The sequence below is a fragment of the Streptomyces sp. NPDC005899 genome (assembly GCF_040629645.1).
GTDB lineage: Bacteria > Actinomycetota > Actinomycetes > Streptomycetales > Streptomycetaceae > Streptomyces.
Window position 1 is genome coordinate 1 of the sequence record NZ_JBEXWB010000124.1, and the last position, 16,330, is coordinate 16,330.

The window sequence follows — 16,330 nt, forward strand, 5'->3', positions numbered from 1 at the left end:
CCGTGCCCGTGCGGCCGGTGGGTCCTCGGGGCGCGGCACGGGCGCGCCATGGGCGGCGGTCCGTGGGCGTGGCGCGGCCGCTCCGTGGGAGTGGCGCCGGCTTCCGGGTGGTGGCAACCGGTCCCGGGCGTACGGTCGCACGAGGCATCCGGACCCGCCCCCCGGGCCTGCCCCCGGACCCACCCCCGGGCCCGGTCGGACCCCTGACGGGGCGGCTGCCGGCCCCTGTCCGTATCGACGGGTGAGAGGGCACTGCTGTGCGGCACGAATTCTGCTTCAATGGGGGCATGGCCAGCTTCCAGCACACCGCGTCGGGTCTCAGCGACCTCGAGCCGTTCTGGCCCTCCCGTCAGCATCACGACTTCGACCGGGTGTGTTGCCGCGCGTGGAACGCGCAGGCCCTCTAAAGCCGCTCACCCCGGTCTTCGGCCCGCGCGCACGACGTACGTCCTCGACGACTCCTCGCGCGAAAGAGCTGACTCCCATGGCCAACAGCCGTACCCTTCCCGCCGCTTCCGCTTCCGCCGCCGCCCCCCGTGGCGCCCTCTCCCCCAACCGCCACCGGCTCCGGGCCGTCGACCGTGACGAGGTCGTCGAGCTCCCCGATCCGGTCGGGTTCCTGCCGCCGGGCGCCACCTGGCTGCCCGCACCGCAGCACACCCTGCCCGCGCTGCCGGGCCGTCCGCCGATGGTCGGCTACCTCGTGCTCGTCCCGGCGGACCAGCAGCCGGCCCTCGCCGGTGCCGTCGCCTCCTCCCCGCACCGGCAGTCGGTACCGGAACAGGCCGCGGCCCTCTCGGCGGACGGCCCCGTGCGGATCGACTCCACCCGTCGCACCGCCGCCGTCGACGGTGTCACCCTCGACCTCACGTACCTCGAATTCGAGCTGCTCGCCCACCTGGTGGCGCACCCGCACCGGGTCCACACGCGTGACCAGCTGGTGACGACGGTCTGGGGTTACGGGCACGTGGGCGACGGGCGCACCGTCGATGTCCATGTGGCCCGGCTGCGCCGCAAGCTGGGCGCCGAGCACCGCCGGTCGATCCAGACGGTGCGGCGCGTGGGCTACAAGTACACGCCCTGACCGCCCACGGGCAGGAGGCCCCGGCCCGCACGGGCCTCCTGCCACCGCGCCGGACGCGGAGTCAGTCGCGCGTCGCCGCCCCACCGGGCCCGGCGGGCTGCCCGTGCTCCGGACCCGGTGGCCGGCAGCCGGGGAGAGCAGGCGCGGCACCCGCCAGTTCCTCTCGCCCAGGAGCGTCATGACCGGGGCCGGCGCGGCACCATGCGGACGAACCCGGCGGCGGGAAGCACCGCGACGGCGAGGCCGACGCCCACCCGCTGCAAGTCCTGCACGGACAGGGTGCCGAAGACGGAGAAGACCGCCACCATGACGGCCGCTGCCCCGGTCACGGCGCCCCGCCGTGCGCCGGATGCGCAGCTCGACGGCCGCCCGGGTGTCCCGTCCCGTCGGGGGCCCCGGGCAGCCGGCGTTCGTTCAGCTCGGCCACATCCTCCTCACCGCCCGGGCAGCGGGACCTCTGATGCGGCGACGTCTCGCGACCGGTGCACGCTCACGTGGTCGAACCGCCCGAGGGCCGTGTGGAGGACCTCGGGCGCGTCGATGTCGTCGACTCGGATGACGACGAGGGCCGGGGCGGGTCCACCGGAGAAGCTCTCGGAGATGTGCCGGTAGGCGACGGACGGCCGTGAGCCGGATTCGAACTGCTGCTCCTGGCCGAGCTGTTCGGTCCTCATGCCGGGCGCGGGGGCGGCCGGGGCGAACAGGACGGCGACGGAGGCGACGGCGAAGCGCCTCGGTGCGGCCGGGACCGGCCGCAGCACCCTGCCCGCGAGGCCGCCGCTTCGCCGCGTGCCGCAGCGACGCCGGTTCAGGAGCGGCACGCGCCCCGCCTCGATCCGGTCACCGAGCCAGGACAGCGGGGCGGCGAGTGGGAACGGACCGGACGCGGCCGTGCGGGCGGTCAGCACGAGGCCGACGGGCAGCAGCGCGGCGGATGCGCGCCGATAAGCCGCGCCTCGTGCGGTGTCGCCTCCTGGGGATGAGCGTCGCCGGCAGGACGCCGCCGAATGCGGGAACGGGCGGGTGCCGGCCCGGCTGCCGGAACCCCCGCTCCCGGCGGCTCAGGGCGAGGGCTCCGGGGTGGTGCCAGGTACACCCCACCCGGGTGGTGGGACGGCTGACGGACGCACGGCCGCACGAGCGACACTGATCACCGGACGGGACCCGACGGTCCCGGCGAGGGGAGAGAACACGATGACCGCGACACACGCCATACGGAAGCGGCTGGAGGGCTCGCTCCGGGATGCCGGGCGGGCCTTCGTCCTGTCGTTCGCCAGCATCGCGGGATCGACGGTCCTGTTCATCCTGGCGATGCTCTCCATCACCACGGTCGTCCTGGGCGTGGGCATCGTGACCACCCCGCACGTCCTGGCGGCGGTGCGGGCGCACGCGAACCGGCGCCGGCTGCTCGCGGCCACCTGGGCGGACGTCCGGATCCCGGCGGCCTACCGGCCCTTCCCCCGCGACCTGCGCACCGGGATCACCGGGCAGGTCGAGCGCACCACCCTGCTGCTGAAGGACCCGGCGACGTGGCGGGACCTGCGGTGGCTGTTCGTCGACATGAGCGCCGGCTACGTGCTCCTGGTCCTGGCGTTCGCGCTGGTGGTCTACCCGGTGGAGGGGTTCCTCCTGGCGGCCGGGTTGTGGAGGGTCTTCGACGAGACGTACTGGTACGGCTTCGTCCCGGTCAGCGACCAGGCGACCGCCCTGGCCGCGGCGGCCCTCGGCGCCGTGCTTTTGGCCGCCGGGGTGTGGGCGCCCCGGCCGTTGCTGCGGCTGCACTTCGTGCTCGCCCGCTCGGTGCTCGCACCCACCCACGAGCAGGAGATGGCGTCGCGCATCGACCGGCTCACCGAGACCCGGCACGAGGCCGTGGACACCGCGGCGTCGGAACTGCGGCGCATCGAACGGGATCTGCACGACGGGGCGCAGGCCCGCCTGGTCGCCATGGGCATGAACCTGGGCACCATCGAGGCACTGATCGAGAAAGACCCCGCGCAGGCGAAGCGGCTGCTGGCGACGGCCCGCGCGTCCTCCGCCGAGGCCCTCACCGAGCTGCGCGACCTCGTGCGGGGCATCCACCCGCCCGTCCTCGCCGAGCGGGGGCTCGGGGACGCGGTGCGTGCCCTGGCACTGCGGATGCCGCTCGCCACGGAGGTGACGGTCGAGCTCGCGGGCCGGGCCGAGGCGCCCGTCGAGTCCGCCGCCTACTTCGCCGTCAGCGAGACCCTGACGAACACGGTGAAGCACGCGGACGCCGACCGCATATGGGTGGACGTGCACCACGCCGAGGGCATGCTGCGGATCTCGGTCACGGACAACGGCAGGGGCGGTGCGGCCGTCGGAGCCGGCTCGGGGCTGAGCGGAATCGAACGCCGGCTGGGTACATTCGACGGCGTCCTGGCCGTCAGCAGTCCCGCGGGCGGTCCCACCATGGTGACCATGGAGATCCCTTGCGTGTTGTCCTAGCCGAAGATCTCTTCCTGCTGCGCGACGGCCTGGTGCGCATGCTCGAAGCGTACGACTTCGAGATCGCGGCGGCAGTGGAGACCGGGCCCGAACTGTCCAGGGCGCTCGCCGAACTGGAGCCGGACGTCGCCGTCGTCGACGTGCGGCTCCCGCCGTCCCACACCGACGAGGGCCTCCAGTGCGCGCTGGCCGCGCGGCGTGCGCGGCCGGGGCTCCCGGTGCTCGTGCTGTCCCAGCACGTGGAGCAGTTGTACGCGCGCGAGCTGCTGGCCGACGGCGACGGCGGCATCGGCTACCTCCTGAAGGACCGGGTGTTCGACGCCGACCAGTTCATCGACGCGGTGCGCCGGGTGGCGGCGGGGGGCACGGCGATGGATCCGCAGGTGATCTCCCAGTTGCTGTCCCGGCGGTCCCAGGACAGGCCGATGGCCGGTCTCACCCCCCGCGAGCGCGAGGTCATGGAGCTGATGGCACAGGGCCGTTCGAACGGGGCGATCGCGTCGCAGATGGTCATCACGGAGCGGGCGGTGGCCAAGCACACCTCGAACATCTTCGGGAAGCTCGGGCTGCCGCCGTCGGACGACGACAACCGCCGCGTCCTCGCGGTACTCGCCTACCTCGACCAGGGCTGAGCCGCGGTGCGGGCCCGGCCCGGTGCTCCGTCCGGGGCCGGGCAGCCGGTCGGCACGGCTCCCGGTGGACGCTCACGCGGCCGGCTCCGTGCGCGAGCGGGGCTGTGACCGTTTCAGGCGTTCGAGCCGATATGCCCATGGAGGATCCCACGAACTGCGCACGGTGCTGAACGGACCCGCCGCCGGGCCCGTATGGGACGTCACGCTTCTGACTCGAAGCAGAGGAGTTCCATGGGACGCACATCGCGCAAGAAACGTTCGACACCGGCCAACCGGGCGATCGCCGCCTCGGCCGCATTGCTTCTGGGCGGAGGTGGGCTGGTCGCGGTCAACGTCTACGCAAGTGCGGGGGAAGGCGCGTCCGGTGCACCTCCGGACCGGTCCTGGAACGCGGTCCGCCAGATGTCCACCATCGACTGCCCCGACGCCAACATCGCCCTTCCCGACGTGCCCGGTCGGGCACGCCCGGAGGTCGACCGCGAACTGGCGGCCATGGACACGCAGATCACCGACGCCTACCGGCAGTTCGCGGACCGGAAGGAACAGATCGCCCGGGACCCGCGTCTGGCGGACAACGCGGTGCTCGGCCCGCTGAAGAGCAGGCGTGCGGCCAGCCTCGACCGGATCGGTACCGCGATCGAGCGCGCCGCTCAGGCCCGCCCGCAGAACCTGGACGGGCTCGCGCAGTGCGGTCTTCGCGCCGACGACCAGGGCGGCGGGGACGGTGGCGGCGGCCAGGAGGGGGACCAGGGGGCCGACCAGGGCCAGGACGGTGGCGGCCAGGGCCAGGACGCGGGCCAGAACGGTGACGGCCAGGATCAGGGCGGCGGCGACCAGGACGGCGGCCAAGGTCAGGACGGCGGTGACCAGAGCGGCGGTGACCAGGACGGCGGCCAGGGACAGCAAGGCAATGGTCCCGAGGCGTCCGACTTCGTCGACATCGAGTCCGTGCAGCCCAACGTGGACCGCCCGCGCAATCGCCGTGGTGCCTCGCGCGGCACGTTCACGACGGACTGCGGCCGCAACGAGAACGGCAAATTCAATCCGGACAACGTCATCGCCGCTCCCGGAGTGAGCAACGGCGCCCACCACATGCACGACTACGTCGGCAACCAGGCGACGGACGCGTTCTCCGGAGACGACGATCTGGCCGGCGGAGAGACGACCTGCCGGAATCAGGGTGACCGGTCGACCTACTACTGGCCGGTGCTCCGTCTCCAGAACGGTCAGGACGAGAACGACGTGGACGCCGACGGCGGCGGGAAGGACCGGAACACCGGGGAGATCCAGACGCCGTCGCAGGTCACGCTGCAATTCGTCGGCTCCCCCGCGGGGAAGGTCACGGCGATGCCGCGCTTCCTGCGGATCATCACCGGCGACGCCAAGTCGTTCACCAACGGCGACGCCAACGCCAACGCCTCCTGGAGCTGCACGGGCTTCGAGGACCGGCAGCTGAAGGACAAGTACCCGATCTGCCCCGAGGGCAGCCAGGTCGTGCGCTCGTTCGCCTTCCAGAGCTGCTGGGACGGCCGCAACACCGACAGCGCCAACCACCGCACGCATGTGGCGTTCGCCCAGGACGACGGGCGGTGCCCCAGCGGTTTCAAGGCCATCCCGCAGCTGGTCCAGCGCATCGTGTACGACGTGCCGCCGGGCCCCGGCTTCGCCGTCGACTCCTTCCCGGAGCAGCTGCACAAGCCCGTCACCGATCACGGTGACTTCATCAACGTCTTCGACGACCGCTTGATGAAGAAGGTGGTGAGCTGCGTCAACGGCGGGCGCAAGTGCCGCTGACGCGGACCCGACCCCCGCTTCTCCCCCCACGCACAGCGGCACCTCCCCCTGTTCCTGCGCGGTCAGCTCCCGTGGTGACCGGAGTGCCCGCCCTCGCTCCCCCCACCACCACTGTCCCCCGAGTGGTGCGGCGAGGCGGTCTCCACCGTCCCCCCGAGCCGGCCGCGCAGCGCCGCGACCACCTGAGCGTCACCGACCGCGACCCACTTCCGGCCGACCAGGTACGAGCCGCCGTAGTCGTTCGCCTCGTTGATCCATTCCCGCTGCCCGCGGTCGGTGGCGAAGGTGGCGAGCACGTAACGCCCGTCCCCGGTGACGCAGTTCGCCCGGCGGACCTCCTCGGCGTCGGTCTGCAGATCGGGCTCGCACCGGGCCTTCGCCGCCAGTTGTTCCAGGGTCCCGCTCGCGGCCGGCGGTACGGCGGGCCTGTCGTCGCCGCCCGCTCCCCCGCCGCAGGCGGTGAGCAGGGCCAGCCCCGCCAGTACGGCTCCGGCGGCCCGCAGGCCCTGCCCTCGTCGCCACTGCGACTGCTTCACCATCGGCCCATCGTGCCCCGGTGGCCCCTTGCGGCGCGGTGGAATCACGCATTGCGGCCCGGAGTTCAGCAGAGTGCGACGGCCAGGCTCACCACGTACGCCTCCTCCACCATTCCGTCCGGGAAGAGGGCCGCGAGCCGCTCACGCTCCGGGCCGAGGAAGGCGCCGGCCGCCTCCTCCCCGATGACGAGGAAGGCGGAGTGGCTGCCCAGGTTGGCCAGGTGGGTGTCGAGCGGCACCCGCCTGCTCCACGCCACGCGCCGCGTCGAGAAGCCGAGTCCGGCGGGCAGTGCGCGGGCGAGGTCCTGCGGGCCGGGCGCCCCCTCGTCCTCGGCCGCGAAGAAGCGGCGCAACCGGGCGTCCTGCCCGGCGATCCACGGCACCGCGGGGTCGGAGTCGTTCCACCAGAGCGCCAGCGCGCCACCCGGCCGCAGCACCCGCCGGGCCTCCGGCACGGACAGCCGGGGGTCGGTCCAGTGCCAGGCCTGGGCGTACGTCACGAGGTCCATGGAGCCGGTCCGCAGGGGGAGGTGGTTGCCGTCACCCCGGACGAGCGGCACGCCGGGGAGGGCGCGGCGGAACTCGGCGGCCATGCCGTCGCCCGGCTCGACGGCCGTCACCCGGGCGCCTCGTGCGTGCAGGCCGGCCGTGCCGAGGCCGGTGCCCGCCCCGACGTCCGCGACGCGGGCCCCCGCCAGGCGGAGCCCGGCCAGCTCCTCGACGGCGTCCAGGAGCGACGGCGGGTAGGAGGGGCGGTGGGCCGCGTAGGTCGCCGCGGCGGCGTCGAAGGAGCGGGCGCGCGAAGTGGTCGTCATACCGCCATCATCGGGGGGCCGGCGGAAGGGGACCCGGGAAACCGCACACCGGCCGCCCGGGAAACCCCGCGCTCCGGGGCACTCCGGGGTGACCATCGCACCATTCGCTCGTTCTGCTGAACGTGCCTCCAGTGCGAGCAGTACCGCCGTCAGCCGGACGCCCCTCCGCGGAAGGGGGCGGCGCGGAGTGCGCCGAGGCCGTCCCCACGGAGTGCTACGCACGGCTCGTCCGGATCGGATACCTCGTCCTCCCGCCCTCGCTGGGCCGCAACCGCCGGGTGCTGACCGCCCACTGGCTGGTCCAGCGCGCGCTGCCCACGGCCCGTCACACGGGCGGGGACACGGCCTCCCCGCCCGCCCCGGCGACCCCCGGCACAGCGCCGGACTCCCCGGCGGACGCGGGGCGGACGTACTCCTGCGTGCGGCTGCGCGTGGTGCGTGCCGCACTGGAGGCGGGTCTTCCGCTGCGCCGGCTGGCCCTGCCCCGCCGGGCGCAGCTGCCGCCCCTGCTGCCCCAGGTGTGGGGGCTGCGCCTGTACCCGCACTCCTGCGGGGCGGGTGAGGTGGCTCTGGAGCAGGCGCTGGCCGAGGTCTCCGGCCCGTGCCGGGCCGCCCACGTCCTGAGGGGGCTCGAAGGGCTCGACGACCCGGAGGTGTGCCGGGTCCTCCGCGCGGCGGGGGTGGCCGACCCGGAGGCGGCCCTGCGGGAGGCGGACGGGCTTCCGGCCTCCCCCGCGCTCCTGGCCTCGCCCGAGTTCGACGCGTGCTCGCTCCAGGCGCGGCCCACCGATCCGGCCGGCCGCCGGCGGATCGGGCGGACCCTCGCCGCCGGGGCCGCCGCCCTGCTGGTCTGCGGGATGCTGATCCTGATGCCGGGCGACGGCCTGGGCGGCCCGCGCGCCGCGTCCGCGCCCCTCTACTCCCGGCACCCGGCAGCCGAGCGGGCCCTCGAACCGTCGGCGCTGCGCCGGGTGCCGGCCGGCTTCTGGCGGAACGCGTCGCGTACCGACTTCACCGTCTGGCCCGCGCGCGGTGACCGGACCGGGGACGTCCGGCTGCTGGGCCGCGCCCTCGCCGCGTGGGCGCGGCCCGGTCCGGGGGTGGTCTCCACCGCCACGCCCGGGACGCCCGCAGGGCCGCCGATGGGCCCCCCGCAGCTGCTGTACGCGGGCGAGGTCGGTACGGCGGCGGTGGCGCTGTTCCACGACGGGCTGCGCGTCGTGCGCTACGCCGAGCCGCGCAACGCCGATCCGGCGGGGCGCGTCGCTCTCGACTTCGCCCGGGTGGACGGCGCGGACGCGGTGGCCGCGAGCGCGCTGGTCGTGCAGCGCCGGGGCGGCCGGGTCCGCTATCTCACCGCGCCCTGGGTAGGGGGGGCTGCCGTGCGGGATCTGCTCGCACCGCTCGGCGCGGCACGGCCGCTGCACCGCGATCCGCACGGGGTGACCGACGCGCTGACGGCGCCGGCGGGCCGGGCCGGGTGCCGCTCCTGGCAGGTCCTGGAGGTGCGGGACGGCGCGAGGGCCCGGCTGCTGACGGATCTCGGCGAGCTCACGCCCGTACGTCTCACGGCCGGTGTGCCGTCGGCTCCGCACGATGTGGCGGGCCGGGCGGATCGGGAGAGCTGGGCGCGCACGGCCTGCCTCCTGGCGGGGATGCGTGCGAACGGTGTCCGCTCGGTGAACTCCTGGGCGTACGCGCGGCAGCGGCTTCCCGGGGACGAGGGGTCCGCACTGTGGCTGTGCACCCGGGCCGAGACGTGGCGGGGCACCGGCAGCAGGGTCCTGGCGCAGTTCCAGGCACCGCCCGGGACTTCGGGGGGAGTCGGCGCCCCCGGGGTGGTCGCGGCCCGCGCCCAGGACTCGCCCGACTGCGGGGCACGCCGGCCCCGGGTGCTGGCGGGCGTGCTGTGGAGGTCGGAAGGGGAGCGGTGGTACGTACTCGCCGCGGGCTCCCCGCAGTTCACCTCCCTCTCGGCGACGGGCGGGGTCCGGGGGGGGGCGGACGGGCGCCTGCTGGCGGTGCGCGCCCGGGCGGGTGACCGCGCCCGGCTGGACGGGCTGCTGGCGGACGGCAGCCGGGTGCGGGCCCTGCGCTGACGGGCCGGAGACGACGGCCGAGGGCGACCGGGCGGAGGCGACGGGCGGGGCGCGGGAGCGCCGGTGTGCGGGCGGTCGGCGGGAGGCCGCAGCACCGGTGCCCGGCCGGGGCGGCGGCCTCCGGCTGCCCGGCCGGGGGCGCCCCATGGGCCGCGGCCCCGCGGTGGGCCTGGCCCCGGGGGCGTGCGTACCCGCCCGTTAGGCTGTCGCCATGACGACCGGTGTGCGGCGCAGGATGGGCGTCGACGAGCGCAGGCAGCAGTTACTCGGTGTCGCGCTGGAGCTGTTCAGCCGCCGCTCGCCCGACGACGTGTCGATCGACGAGATCGCGGCGGCGGCCGGTATCTCGCGCCCGCTCGTCTACCACTACTTCCCGGGCAAGCAGAGCCTGTACGAGGCGGCTCTGGCGCGGGCCGCCGACGAGCTGGCCGGCCGTTTCCTGGAACCGCACGAAGGCCCGCTGGGAGCCCGGTTGCTGCGGGTGATGGGCCGGTTCTTCGACTTCGTGGAGGAGCACGGCCCCGGCTTCGCCGCGCTGTTGCGGGGTGGTCCGGCGGGCGGCTCGTCCACGGCCAACCACCTCGTCGACGGGGTGCGGCAGGCCGCGTACGAGCAGATCGTCGCGCACCTCGGCGTCGGGTCGCCGTCCGCGCGGCTGGAGTTGGTGGTGCGGTCCTGGGTGTCGCTGGCGGAGTCGACGGCCCAGCTCTGGCTGGACGGGAAGCGGATCCCGCGGGCCGAGCTGGAGATGCAGCTGGTCCACGACTTCGCGGCGCTGGCCGCCGTCAGCGCCGCGTACGACCAGGAGGTGGCCGGGGTCATGCTGCGGGTCTTCGCCCAGGAGCCCGCGGACGGCCCGCTGGGAGAGCTGCTGGCGCGTCTCTCCGTGCTGACGCCCGCCACCCCGGCCGTCCTCCCTCTCCAGCGGCCCGCTCAGCGCTTGCGGTAGGACGCGTCCAGGTCCCTGACCTCGGCCGAGGTGTGGAAGGTCAGCCCGTCCACGCGCTTCAGGTGCGCGGCGAGCAGGTCAAGGACGGCCTCGGTCAGCTGCGCCTTGGTCTCGGGGGTACGGCCCGGCAGCATCGCGATCGACACGTTCACCACGGCGTCCCCCGCCGGTGCGTCACCGACGACGCAGTCCGCGGCCGGGACGAAGCGGGTCTTGCACGCCGAGAGCTTGGTGGACACGGTCTCGGCGACCAGCGGGTGCAGGGCGAGGGCGAAGCCGCGGCGGTCGAAGCTGTCGTCGAGTCCGGCGGGGTAGTCGACGGTGATCTGCGGCATCAAGCGCTCCTGATGGAGAGGACGGGTACGCGTACGTGTACGGCGTGCATGGACGTGTACGCCGTCAGCTTCGCGTGATCGCGCCGCCCGCGCAAGGGAGACCGGCCGCGACCCGGACCGGCCGGCCCCCTCCCGGCGCCGGGGAGGCGCCGAGCCGGGGACCGGCCGGTATGACGGGCTCGTCAGCGCGGGGAGAACACGGCGACCGTGCGTCCCGGCACGGTGAAGCCGCCCGAGGCCCCCTCGTAGGAGGACCTCCTGACGGTGGCGTCCGTGCCCGCCGCCTGGACGGGGTGCAGGGCGTAGGTCCTCCCGGCCAGTTCCGGGACGCGCTGGGTCTGCGTGCCGGGGGTGGCGTTCATGACGACGACCAGCTCCCCCAGGCGCATGGTGATCACACCCGGTGTCTCCCGGGCGCCGGAGAGCGGGAAGGACAGCGACTGCTGGACCTGCTCGGCGGTGGCGAGGGAGAACTCCTCCTCCGTGGTGCGGATGGTGAGCAGGTCCCGGTACGCGGCGGACGCGCCCGTGATCTCGGCGCACCCGGGGATGAGGGTGGCGGCGGTCAGCAGGGGCTTGCCGTAGGACCACTTGTCCTTGTTGTCGGCGGCGGGCGGCAGTCCCCGTCCGAAGCCGTTGCCCTTGCGGCAGTCCCAGTGCAGGGCGTTGTACCAGTCGCCGCTGTCGAACGAGTTGCGGTCCAGCGACTTGGAGCGCAGCAGGTCGGAGCCCGCCTGGGAGAGCGAGGGCCCCTGCGAGAGGGCCGCGGTGGCCATCGCGAGCACCTGCATGCGGGCCCGGTCGGCGGGGGTGGTGCCGGTGGGCAGCTTGAAGGCGAGTGCGTCGTAGAGGGATTCGTTGTCGTGGGCGTCCGCGTAGGCGAGGGCGTCACCGGGGGCCGCCGCGTATCCGGCGGGGGCACCGTTGTAGTCGACGGCCGAGCCCTTGACCGTGCGGCCCCGGGTGTCGGTGAAGGTGTAGTCGGCGAGGTTGCCGGTGAGTCCGACCTTGATCAGGTCCTGGTAGTGGAGCAGCCGGGCCTTCTGTTCGGCCTCGGTGCCGTTGGCGGGCGAGGTGTTGGGGTCGGTGTAGAGGCCCGAGGCGAAGCCCTGGACGCGGGGGTCCTCGTCGAAGGGCCCGCCTCCGCGCACGGCGTCGCGGGCCCGGTCGGAGAAGGTGGCGATGCCGGTGCCGGCCATGTTCTTCTGGGTGGCCTGGACGAAGCGGGCGTCGTCGGCGATCTCACCGAAGTTCCAGCCCTCGCCGTACAGGATGATCTTCTTCCCGTCGACGCCGTCCTTCGCGACGGTCAGCGCGTCGAGCGCCTCGCGGACGGCGAGGATGTTCGCCTTGGGGTGGTGGCCCATGAGGTCGAAGCGGAAGCCGTCGACCTTGTACTGCTTGGCCCAGGTGACGACGGAGTCGACGACGAGCTTGCCCATCATCGTGTTCTCCGGCGCCGTGTTGGCGCAGCAGGTGGAGGTGGCGACGGTGCCGTCCTCCAGGAGGCGCTGGTAGTAGCCGGGCACGATCCGGTCGAGGACGGACTTCCCGTCCTGGCCGGAGGCGACGGTGTGGTTGTAGACGACGTCCATGACGGTCCGCAGCCCGGCGCCGTTGATCCCCTGCACCATCCGCCGGAACTCGACCGTGCGCTTCGTGCCGTTCGGGTCGGAGGCGTACGAGCCCTCGGGCACGGTGTAGTGCAGCGGGTCGTAGCCCCAGTTGAACGCGTCCTTCGCGGCGGCCCGGGTGACGCAGGCCTGCTGCTCCTCGGAGTCGGGGGCGTAGACGGACAGGTCGCAGGCGGGCTTCTGCTGGTCGGACCTCTTCTCGGGGATCGTCCCGATGTCGAAGGCGGGCAGCAGGTGCACGTATCCGGTGCCGGAGCCGGCGAGTTCCCTGAGGTGCTTCATGCCGTCGGAGCGGGTGTCGGTGAAGGCGAGGTACTCACCGGGGTGCGCGGAGGTGCTGTCCGCGACGGAGAAGTCGCGGATGTGCAGCTCCTGGATCTGCGCGTCGCGCAGGGGGACGGCCGCCGGCTTCCGGAGGCCGGACCAGCCCCGCGGTGCCAGCTTCGGGTCGGCCAGGTCGGTGACGAGGCTCCGGGCGGAGTCGGTGGTCAGGGCGGTGGAGTAGGGGTCGGTGACCTTGTTGGTGACCAGCTTCCGGACGCTGGGTGCCCAGACCTGGACGGCGTACCGGTAGGGCTTGCCGGCCCAGGACTTCTTCCCGGTGACCGACCAGACGCCGGTGCGGTCGTCGCGCCGCATCGCGACGGTCTTCCCGTCGAGTTCGAGCGAGACGGTGCGGGCGGTGGGTGCCCAGACGGAGAGTGCCGGAACGCCCTTGCGGAAGACCGGCCCGAGCGCGGCGCCGCTCGCGGCCTTCCCGTAGAGGTCGTCCAGCACACCGGCGGTCTGCACACCGGTCGCGGAGAGCAGGGCGCCGTTGGCGGCGCGCTGGGTGGCGATGAGCTGGCCGCGCAGGGACGCGCGGACCCTGTCCCGGTCCCGGGTGTCGACGGTGAAGGCCGGGTAGTCCTTCAGGTGCGGGTACGCGGCCTTCTGGGCGGCGGTGAGTTCGGTCGCACCGAGGCGGAGCCACTGCCCCTCGTCGGAGAGCGCGCCGTCGACGACGGAGATGCCGCCGTCCTTCGCGTACACGAGCTGCTGGCTGGTGGCCTCGGTGGCCTTGACCTTCCACACGACGGTGTCGGCGTCGATCCACTGGGCCTCGGCCTTGGTGAGGTCGGGGGTGGGTACGCCGCCCGCCTGCGGCAGCAGGTAGCCGGGCTTCCCGCCGAGCATCCAGACCTCGTGCCCGTAGGTCGCGATGTCCAGGGACTGGTCGCTGGGCAGGTCCTTCTCGTCGCCCTTGTGGAGGATGTAGCTGAGCGAGGTGGCGCCTTCCGTGAGCGGGACCTCGTAGGTGGCGCCGTAGGCGTCGGTGCGCACGGGCCGCAGCGGCTTCGCCCAGTCGGTGGGCGCGGCCGCTCCGGTCCAGGTGTGCAGGCCCCAGCCGTCGTAGTCGCCGTCGGCCCGGTGGTAGTGCAGGACGGCCTTGGAGGTGTCCTGCGGCGGGGCGGCGGGCGCCTCGGTGGCCTGCCCGTCCTTGCCCTGCTCGATCCAGACCTGGCCGGTCGTGGCGAGGTCGATGGTGCGCTGCGGGCCGTCGGCGGTGCCGGCCTTCTCGACCGTGTAGGGCACCGAGGTGGCGCCCTGCTCCAGGTCGATCCAGGCGAAGGCGCCGTAGGCGTCGCGGCCGATGAAGTCGGCGGCGGCGCCGCCGGACTTCAGCTGCCAGCCGTCGTAGTCGCCGTCCGCGCGCTTGTAGTGGACGAGGGCGTGGTCGCGCTCGACGGCGACGGGCTTCGGGGCGCGCGGCGCCCGGCCCGCGGTGGAGGAGGCGAGGGCGCTGGAGGTGCGTCCCGCCCGGTCGACGACGACGGCCTTGTAGCGCAGGGCGGTCCCGGCCTCGACCGTCTCGCCGAGGTGCTGGGTGACCTTGTAGGGGGCGTGGTCGGCGGAGCCGAGGGTGTGCCACTTCCCGTTGCCGGTCTGCGCGGCGAAGACGACGCGGTTCAGGTCCCCGCCGTCCACGTCGGCGCTGATCTCGACGGTGCCGGTGGCTCCGGTGGCCGGGGCCTTCAGCGTGACGGAGGGCTTGGTGGCGGGGGCGCCGAGCGGCTTGTCGGCGCGGAGCACGACGCTGGACAGCGCGGGCACCGTGATCTCGACCGTCCTGTCCGCGCCGCTGCGGGCGGCTCCGCCAGCGCCGTACAGGGTGCGGAAGGTCATCGCGGCGGAAGCGGTGGGGACCTTGACGGTCTTCGCCTCGGTCGCGTTGTTGGAGGCGACGACGTACTCGTAGGGGCGTTCGGCGTCCGTCCGTGAGAAGGCGTGGACGGAGTCCTTCGCGTAGCGCTCGGTCTGCACGCCGTCGCGCAGCGCGGGGTGTTGGGCGGTCAGCTTCGACAGGGCGGCGATGGAGCGGTAGAGGGGGTGCTCCGTGTCGTACGCGTCGGTGGCGTGCGTGCGGTCGGTGCCGATCCGGTCGTCGTCGAGGTAGTCGGCCGCGCGGGAGGCGAAGAGCGGCTGGCGGGCGTCCTTGTCGCCGCCGGCGCCGGTGTAGCCCTGCTCGTCGCCGTAGTAGACCACCGGGTTGCCGCGGCCGAGGAACATCAGCTCGTTCGCGAGGCGGGCCCGGTTCAGGAGCTCGGTGTCGCCGGCCTTCGGGTTGTCCTGCTTCAGGAAGGTGCCGATCCGGCCCATGTCGTGGTTGCCGAGGAAGGTCACCTGCTCGTAGGCGTTGGCCTTGTCGGTGGTGTATCGGTAGTCGTCGCCGTAGACGGCGGCGAGCCCGGCGGCCGGGGCGCCCTGGGAGGCGTACTGGCGGGCGGCTTCCTGGAAGGGGAAGTCGAGCGTCGCGTCGAGCCGGCCCCGGGTGACGTAGGGCGAGGTGATCGCCGTGTCGGCGGAGTAGACCTCGCCGAACATGAAGAAGTCGTCCCGGCCGTGCTTCGCCGCGTAGCCGTCGAGCGCGGTCGCCCACCGGGTCCAGAAGTCGAGGTCGACGTGTTTGACGGTGTCGATGCGGAAGCCGTCGATGTCGAAGTCGTGGACCCACTTCTCGTAGATCTTCTCCATGCCGGAGACGACCTCGGGGCGCTCGGTCCACAGGTCGTCGAGGCCGGAGAAGTCGCCGTACCCGGTGGACTCGCCGGCGTAGGTCGAGTCTCCCCTGTTGTGGTACATCGTGGTGTCGTTGAGCCAGGACGGGACCTTCTTCCCCGTGGTGCGGGGGGTGTACGGGAAGGAGTCCGCGTCCACCTCGGCCATGCCGTCGGCGTCGTCGAACGGGCGGCCGTCCTCGTCGAGGTAGGGGAAGGCGCCCTTGGGCTTGTAGCCGTACTTCTTCTCGGCGTAGTCGACGGTGTCGGCGGTGTGGTTGGTGATGACGTCGAAGAAGACCTTCATGCCCTTGCCGTGGGCCTTGTCGATCAGCCTGGACAGGTCGGCGTCGGTGCCGAAGTGCGGGTCGACCTGGGTGAAGTCGGTGATCCAGTAACCGTGGTACCCGGCCGAGGCGTTGTCACCGGTGCCCTGGACGGGCCGGTTCTTGAAGATCGGGGCGAGCCAGATCGCCGTGGTGCCGAGGCCCTTGATGTAGTCGAGCCGCTGGGTGAGGCCCTTGAGGTCGCCGCCCTGGTAGAAGCCCTTGTCCGTGGGGTCGTAGCCGGTCTCCAGGCGCGATCCGGTCAGGCCGCCGCGGTCGTTGGAGGGGTCCCCGTTCGCGAAGCGGTCGGGGAGCACGAAGTAGAACTGCTCGCGGGTCAGGTCGTGCCTGGCCGGCTCCTCGGCGAGCTTCGCGTCCGAGGGCGGGGCCGGGGGTCTGGGCGCGGCGGACGCGGAGGCCGCCGGCACGACGGGGAGCAGCGCCGCGCAGAGTGCGGCGACGGCCCCCCGCCGGAGGGTGGTTCGGGACACGGGCGGGTACTCCTCGGCTTTCGGGGATCGGGCGGTGTGGAGCGGTGGGGGGGGGGGGGGGGGCCCCCCCCCGGGCCCGCCCCCCCCCCCGGGGGGGGGGGCGCGGGCCGGCGCGGGGGGGCGGGGGA

12 protein-coding genes are annotated in these 16,330 nt (G+C 73.7%); 6 read left to right on the forward strand and 6 right to left on the reverse strand.

Annotated elements, in window-relative coordinates; genetic code table 11:
• Positions 1–484: 484 nt before the first annotated feature.
• Entirely contained in the window at positions 485–1,084 is a 600-nt protein-coding gene (locus ABZ371_RS16255; RefSeq protein WP_358679330.1) for a winged helix-turn-helix domain-containing protein, read from the forward strand.
• Positions 1,085–1,260: 176 nt separating this feature from the next.
• On the opposite strand, the gene ABZ371_RS16260 is transcribed toward ABZ371_RS16255, so the two are convergent.
• Together ABZ371_RS16260 and ABZ371_RS16265 are read right to left on the reverse strand one after the other, a co-directional pair.
• Positions 1,261–1,413, reverse strand: a complete 153-nt coding sequence (locus tag ABZ371_RS16260) for a hypothetical protein (protein ID WP_358679334.1) — start codon at positions 1,411–1,413, stop codon at positions 1,261–1,263.
• A 105-nt stretch (positions 1,414–1,518) separates the two neighbouring features.
• Positions 1,519–1,992: a hypothetical protein gene (locus ABZ371_RS16265; protein WP_358679336.1), complete on the reverse strand. Its 474-nt coding sequence runs from the start codon at positions 1,990–1,992 to the stop codon at positions 1,519–1,521.
• Between the two features lie 286 nt (positions 1,993–2,278).
• On the opposite strand from ABZ371_RS16265, the gene ABZ371_RS16270 reads away from it, so the two are divergent.
• From ABZ371_RS16270 to ABZ371_RS16280, 3 genes are all read left to right on the forward strand, one after another.
• Positions 2,279–3,553, forward strand: a complete 1,275-nt coding sequence (locus ABZ371_RS16270; RefSeq protein WP_358679339.1) for a sensor domain-containing protein — start codon at positions 2,279–2,281, stop codon at positions 3,551–3,553.
• Positions 3,538–4,185: a response regulator transcription factor gene (locus ABZ371_RS16275; protein WP_358679342.1), complete on the forward strand. Its 648-nt coding sequence runs from the start codon at positions 3,538–3,540 to the stop codon at positions 4,183–4,185. The genes ABZ371_RS16270 and ABZ371_RS16275 overlap by 16 nt, the downstream gene beginning before the upstream one ends.
• 231 nt (positions 4,186–4,416) lie before the next feature.
• Positions 4,417–5,979 carry a DUF1996 domain-containing protein gene (locus ABZ371_RS16280; RefSeq protein ID WP_358679345.1) on the forward strand — a complete coding sequence of 521 codons (1,563 nt, stop codon included), beginning with the start codon at positions 4,417–4,419 and terminating at the stop codon, positions 5,977–5,979.
• Between the two features lie 62 nt (positions 5,980–6,041).
• On the opposite strand, the gene ABZ371_RS16285 is transcribed toward ABZ371_RS16280, so the two are convergent.
• Positions 6,042–6,518 carry a hypothetical protein gene (locus ABZ371_RS16285; RefSeq protein ID WP_358679348.1) on the reverse strand — a complete coding sequence of 159 codons (477 nt, stop codon included), beginning with the start codon at positions 6,516–6,518 and terminating at the stop codon, positions 6,042–6,044.
• A gap of 62 nt (positions 6,519–6,580) precedes the next feature.
• Positions 6,581–7,330 carry a class I SAM-dependent methyltransferase gene (locus tag ABZ371_RS16290; protein ID WP_358679351.1) on the reverse strand — a complete coding sequence of 250 codons (750 nt, stop codon included), beginning with the start codon at positions 7,328–7,330 and terminating at the stop codon, positions 6,581–6,583.
• Between the two features lie 122 nt (positions 7,331–7,452).
• On the opposite strand from ABZ371_RS16290, the gene ABZ371_RS16295 reads away from it, so the two are divergent.
• A complete protein-coding gene (locus ABZ371_RS16295; RefSeq protein WP_358679354.1) occupies positions 7,453–9,429 on the forward strand; it encodes a hypothetical protein in 1,977 nt (658 codons plus the stop codon).
• Positions 9,430–9,640: 211 nt separating this feature from the next.
• Positions 9,641–10,378, forward strand: coding sequence for a TetR/AcrR family transcriptional regulator (locus tag ABZ371_RS16300; protein WP_358679357.1), 738 nt, complete (start codon positions 9,641–9,643; stop codon positions 10,376–10,378).
• Here the strand turns inward: ABZ371_RS16300 and ABZ371_RS16305 are convergent.
• Complete coding sequence (locus ABZ371_RS16305; RefSeq protein ID WP_358679360.1) at positions 10,363–10,713, reverse strand: isomerase; 351 nt, start codon at positions 10,711–10,713, stop codon at positions 10,363–10,365. The genes ABZ371_RS16300 and ABZ371_RS16305 overlap by 16 nt on opposite strands.
• Positions 10,714–10,895: 182 nt before the next feature.
• Positions 10,896–16,202, reverse strand: coding sequence for a pullulanase-type alpha-1,6-glucosidase (gene pulA, locus ABZ371_RS16310; RefSeq protein ID WP_358679363.1), 5,307 nt, complete (start codon positions 16,200–16,202; stop codon positions 10,896–10,898).
• Between the last annotated feature and the right edge of the window lie 128 nt (positions 16,203–16,330).

Excerpts from the sequence above, each read along its gene's own strand:
- ABZ371_RS16255 (WP_358679330.1), top strand. The coding sequence starts at position 485 with ATGGCCAACAGCCGTACCCTTCCCGCCGCTTCCGCTTCCGCCGCCGCC.
- ABZ371_RS16270 (WP_358679339.1), top strand. The coding sequence starts at position 2,279 with ATGACCGCGACACACGCCATACGGAAGCGGCTGGAGGGCTCGCTCCGG.
- ABZ371_RS16280 (WP_358679345.1), top strand. The coding sequence starts at position 4,417 with ATGGGACGCACATCGCGCAAGAAACGTTCGACACCGGCCAACCGGGCG.
- ABZ371_RS16285 (WP_358679348.1), bottom strand. The coding sequence starts at position 6,518 with ATGGTGAAGCAGTCGCAGTGGCGACGAGGGCAGGGCCTGCGGGCCGCC.
- ABZ371_RS16290 (WP_358679351.1), bottom strand. The coding sequence starts at position 7,330 with ATGACGACCACTTCGCGCGCCCGCTCCTTCGACGCCGCCGCGGCGACC.
- ABZ371_RS16300 (WP_358679357.1), top strand. The coding sequence starts at position 9,641 with ATGACGACCGGTGTGCGGCGCAGGATGGGCGTCGACGAGCGCAGGCAG.
- ABZ371_RS16305 (WP_358679360.1), bottom strand. The coding sequence starts at position 10,713 with ATGCCGCAGATCACCGTCGACTACCCCGCCGGACTCGACGACAGCTTC.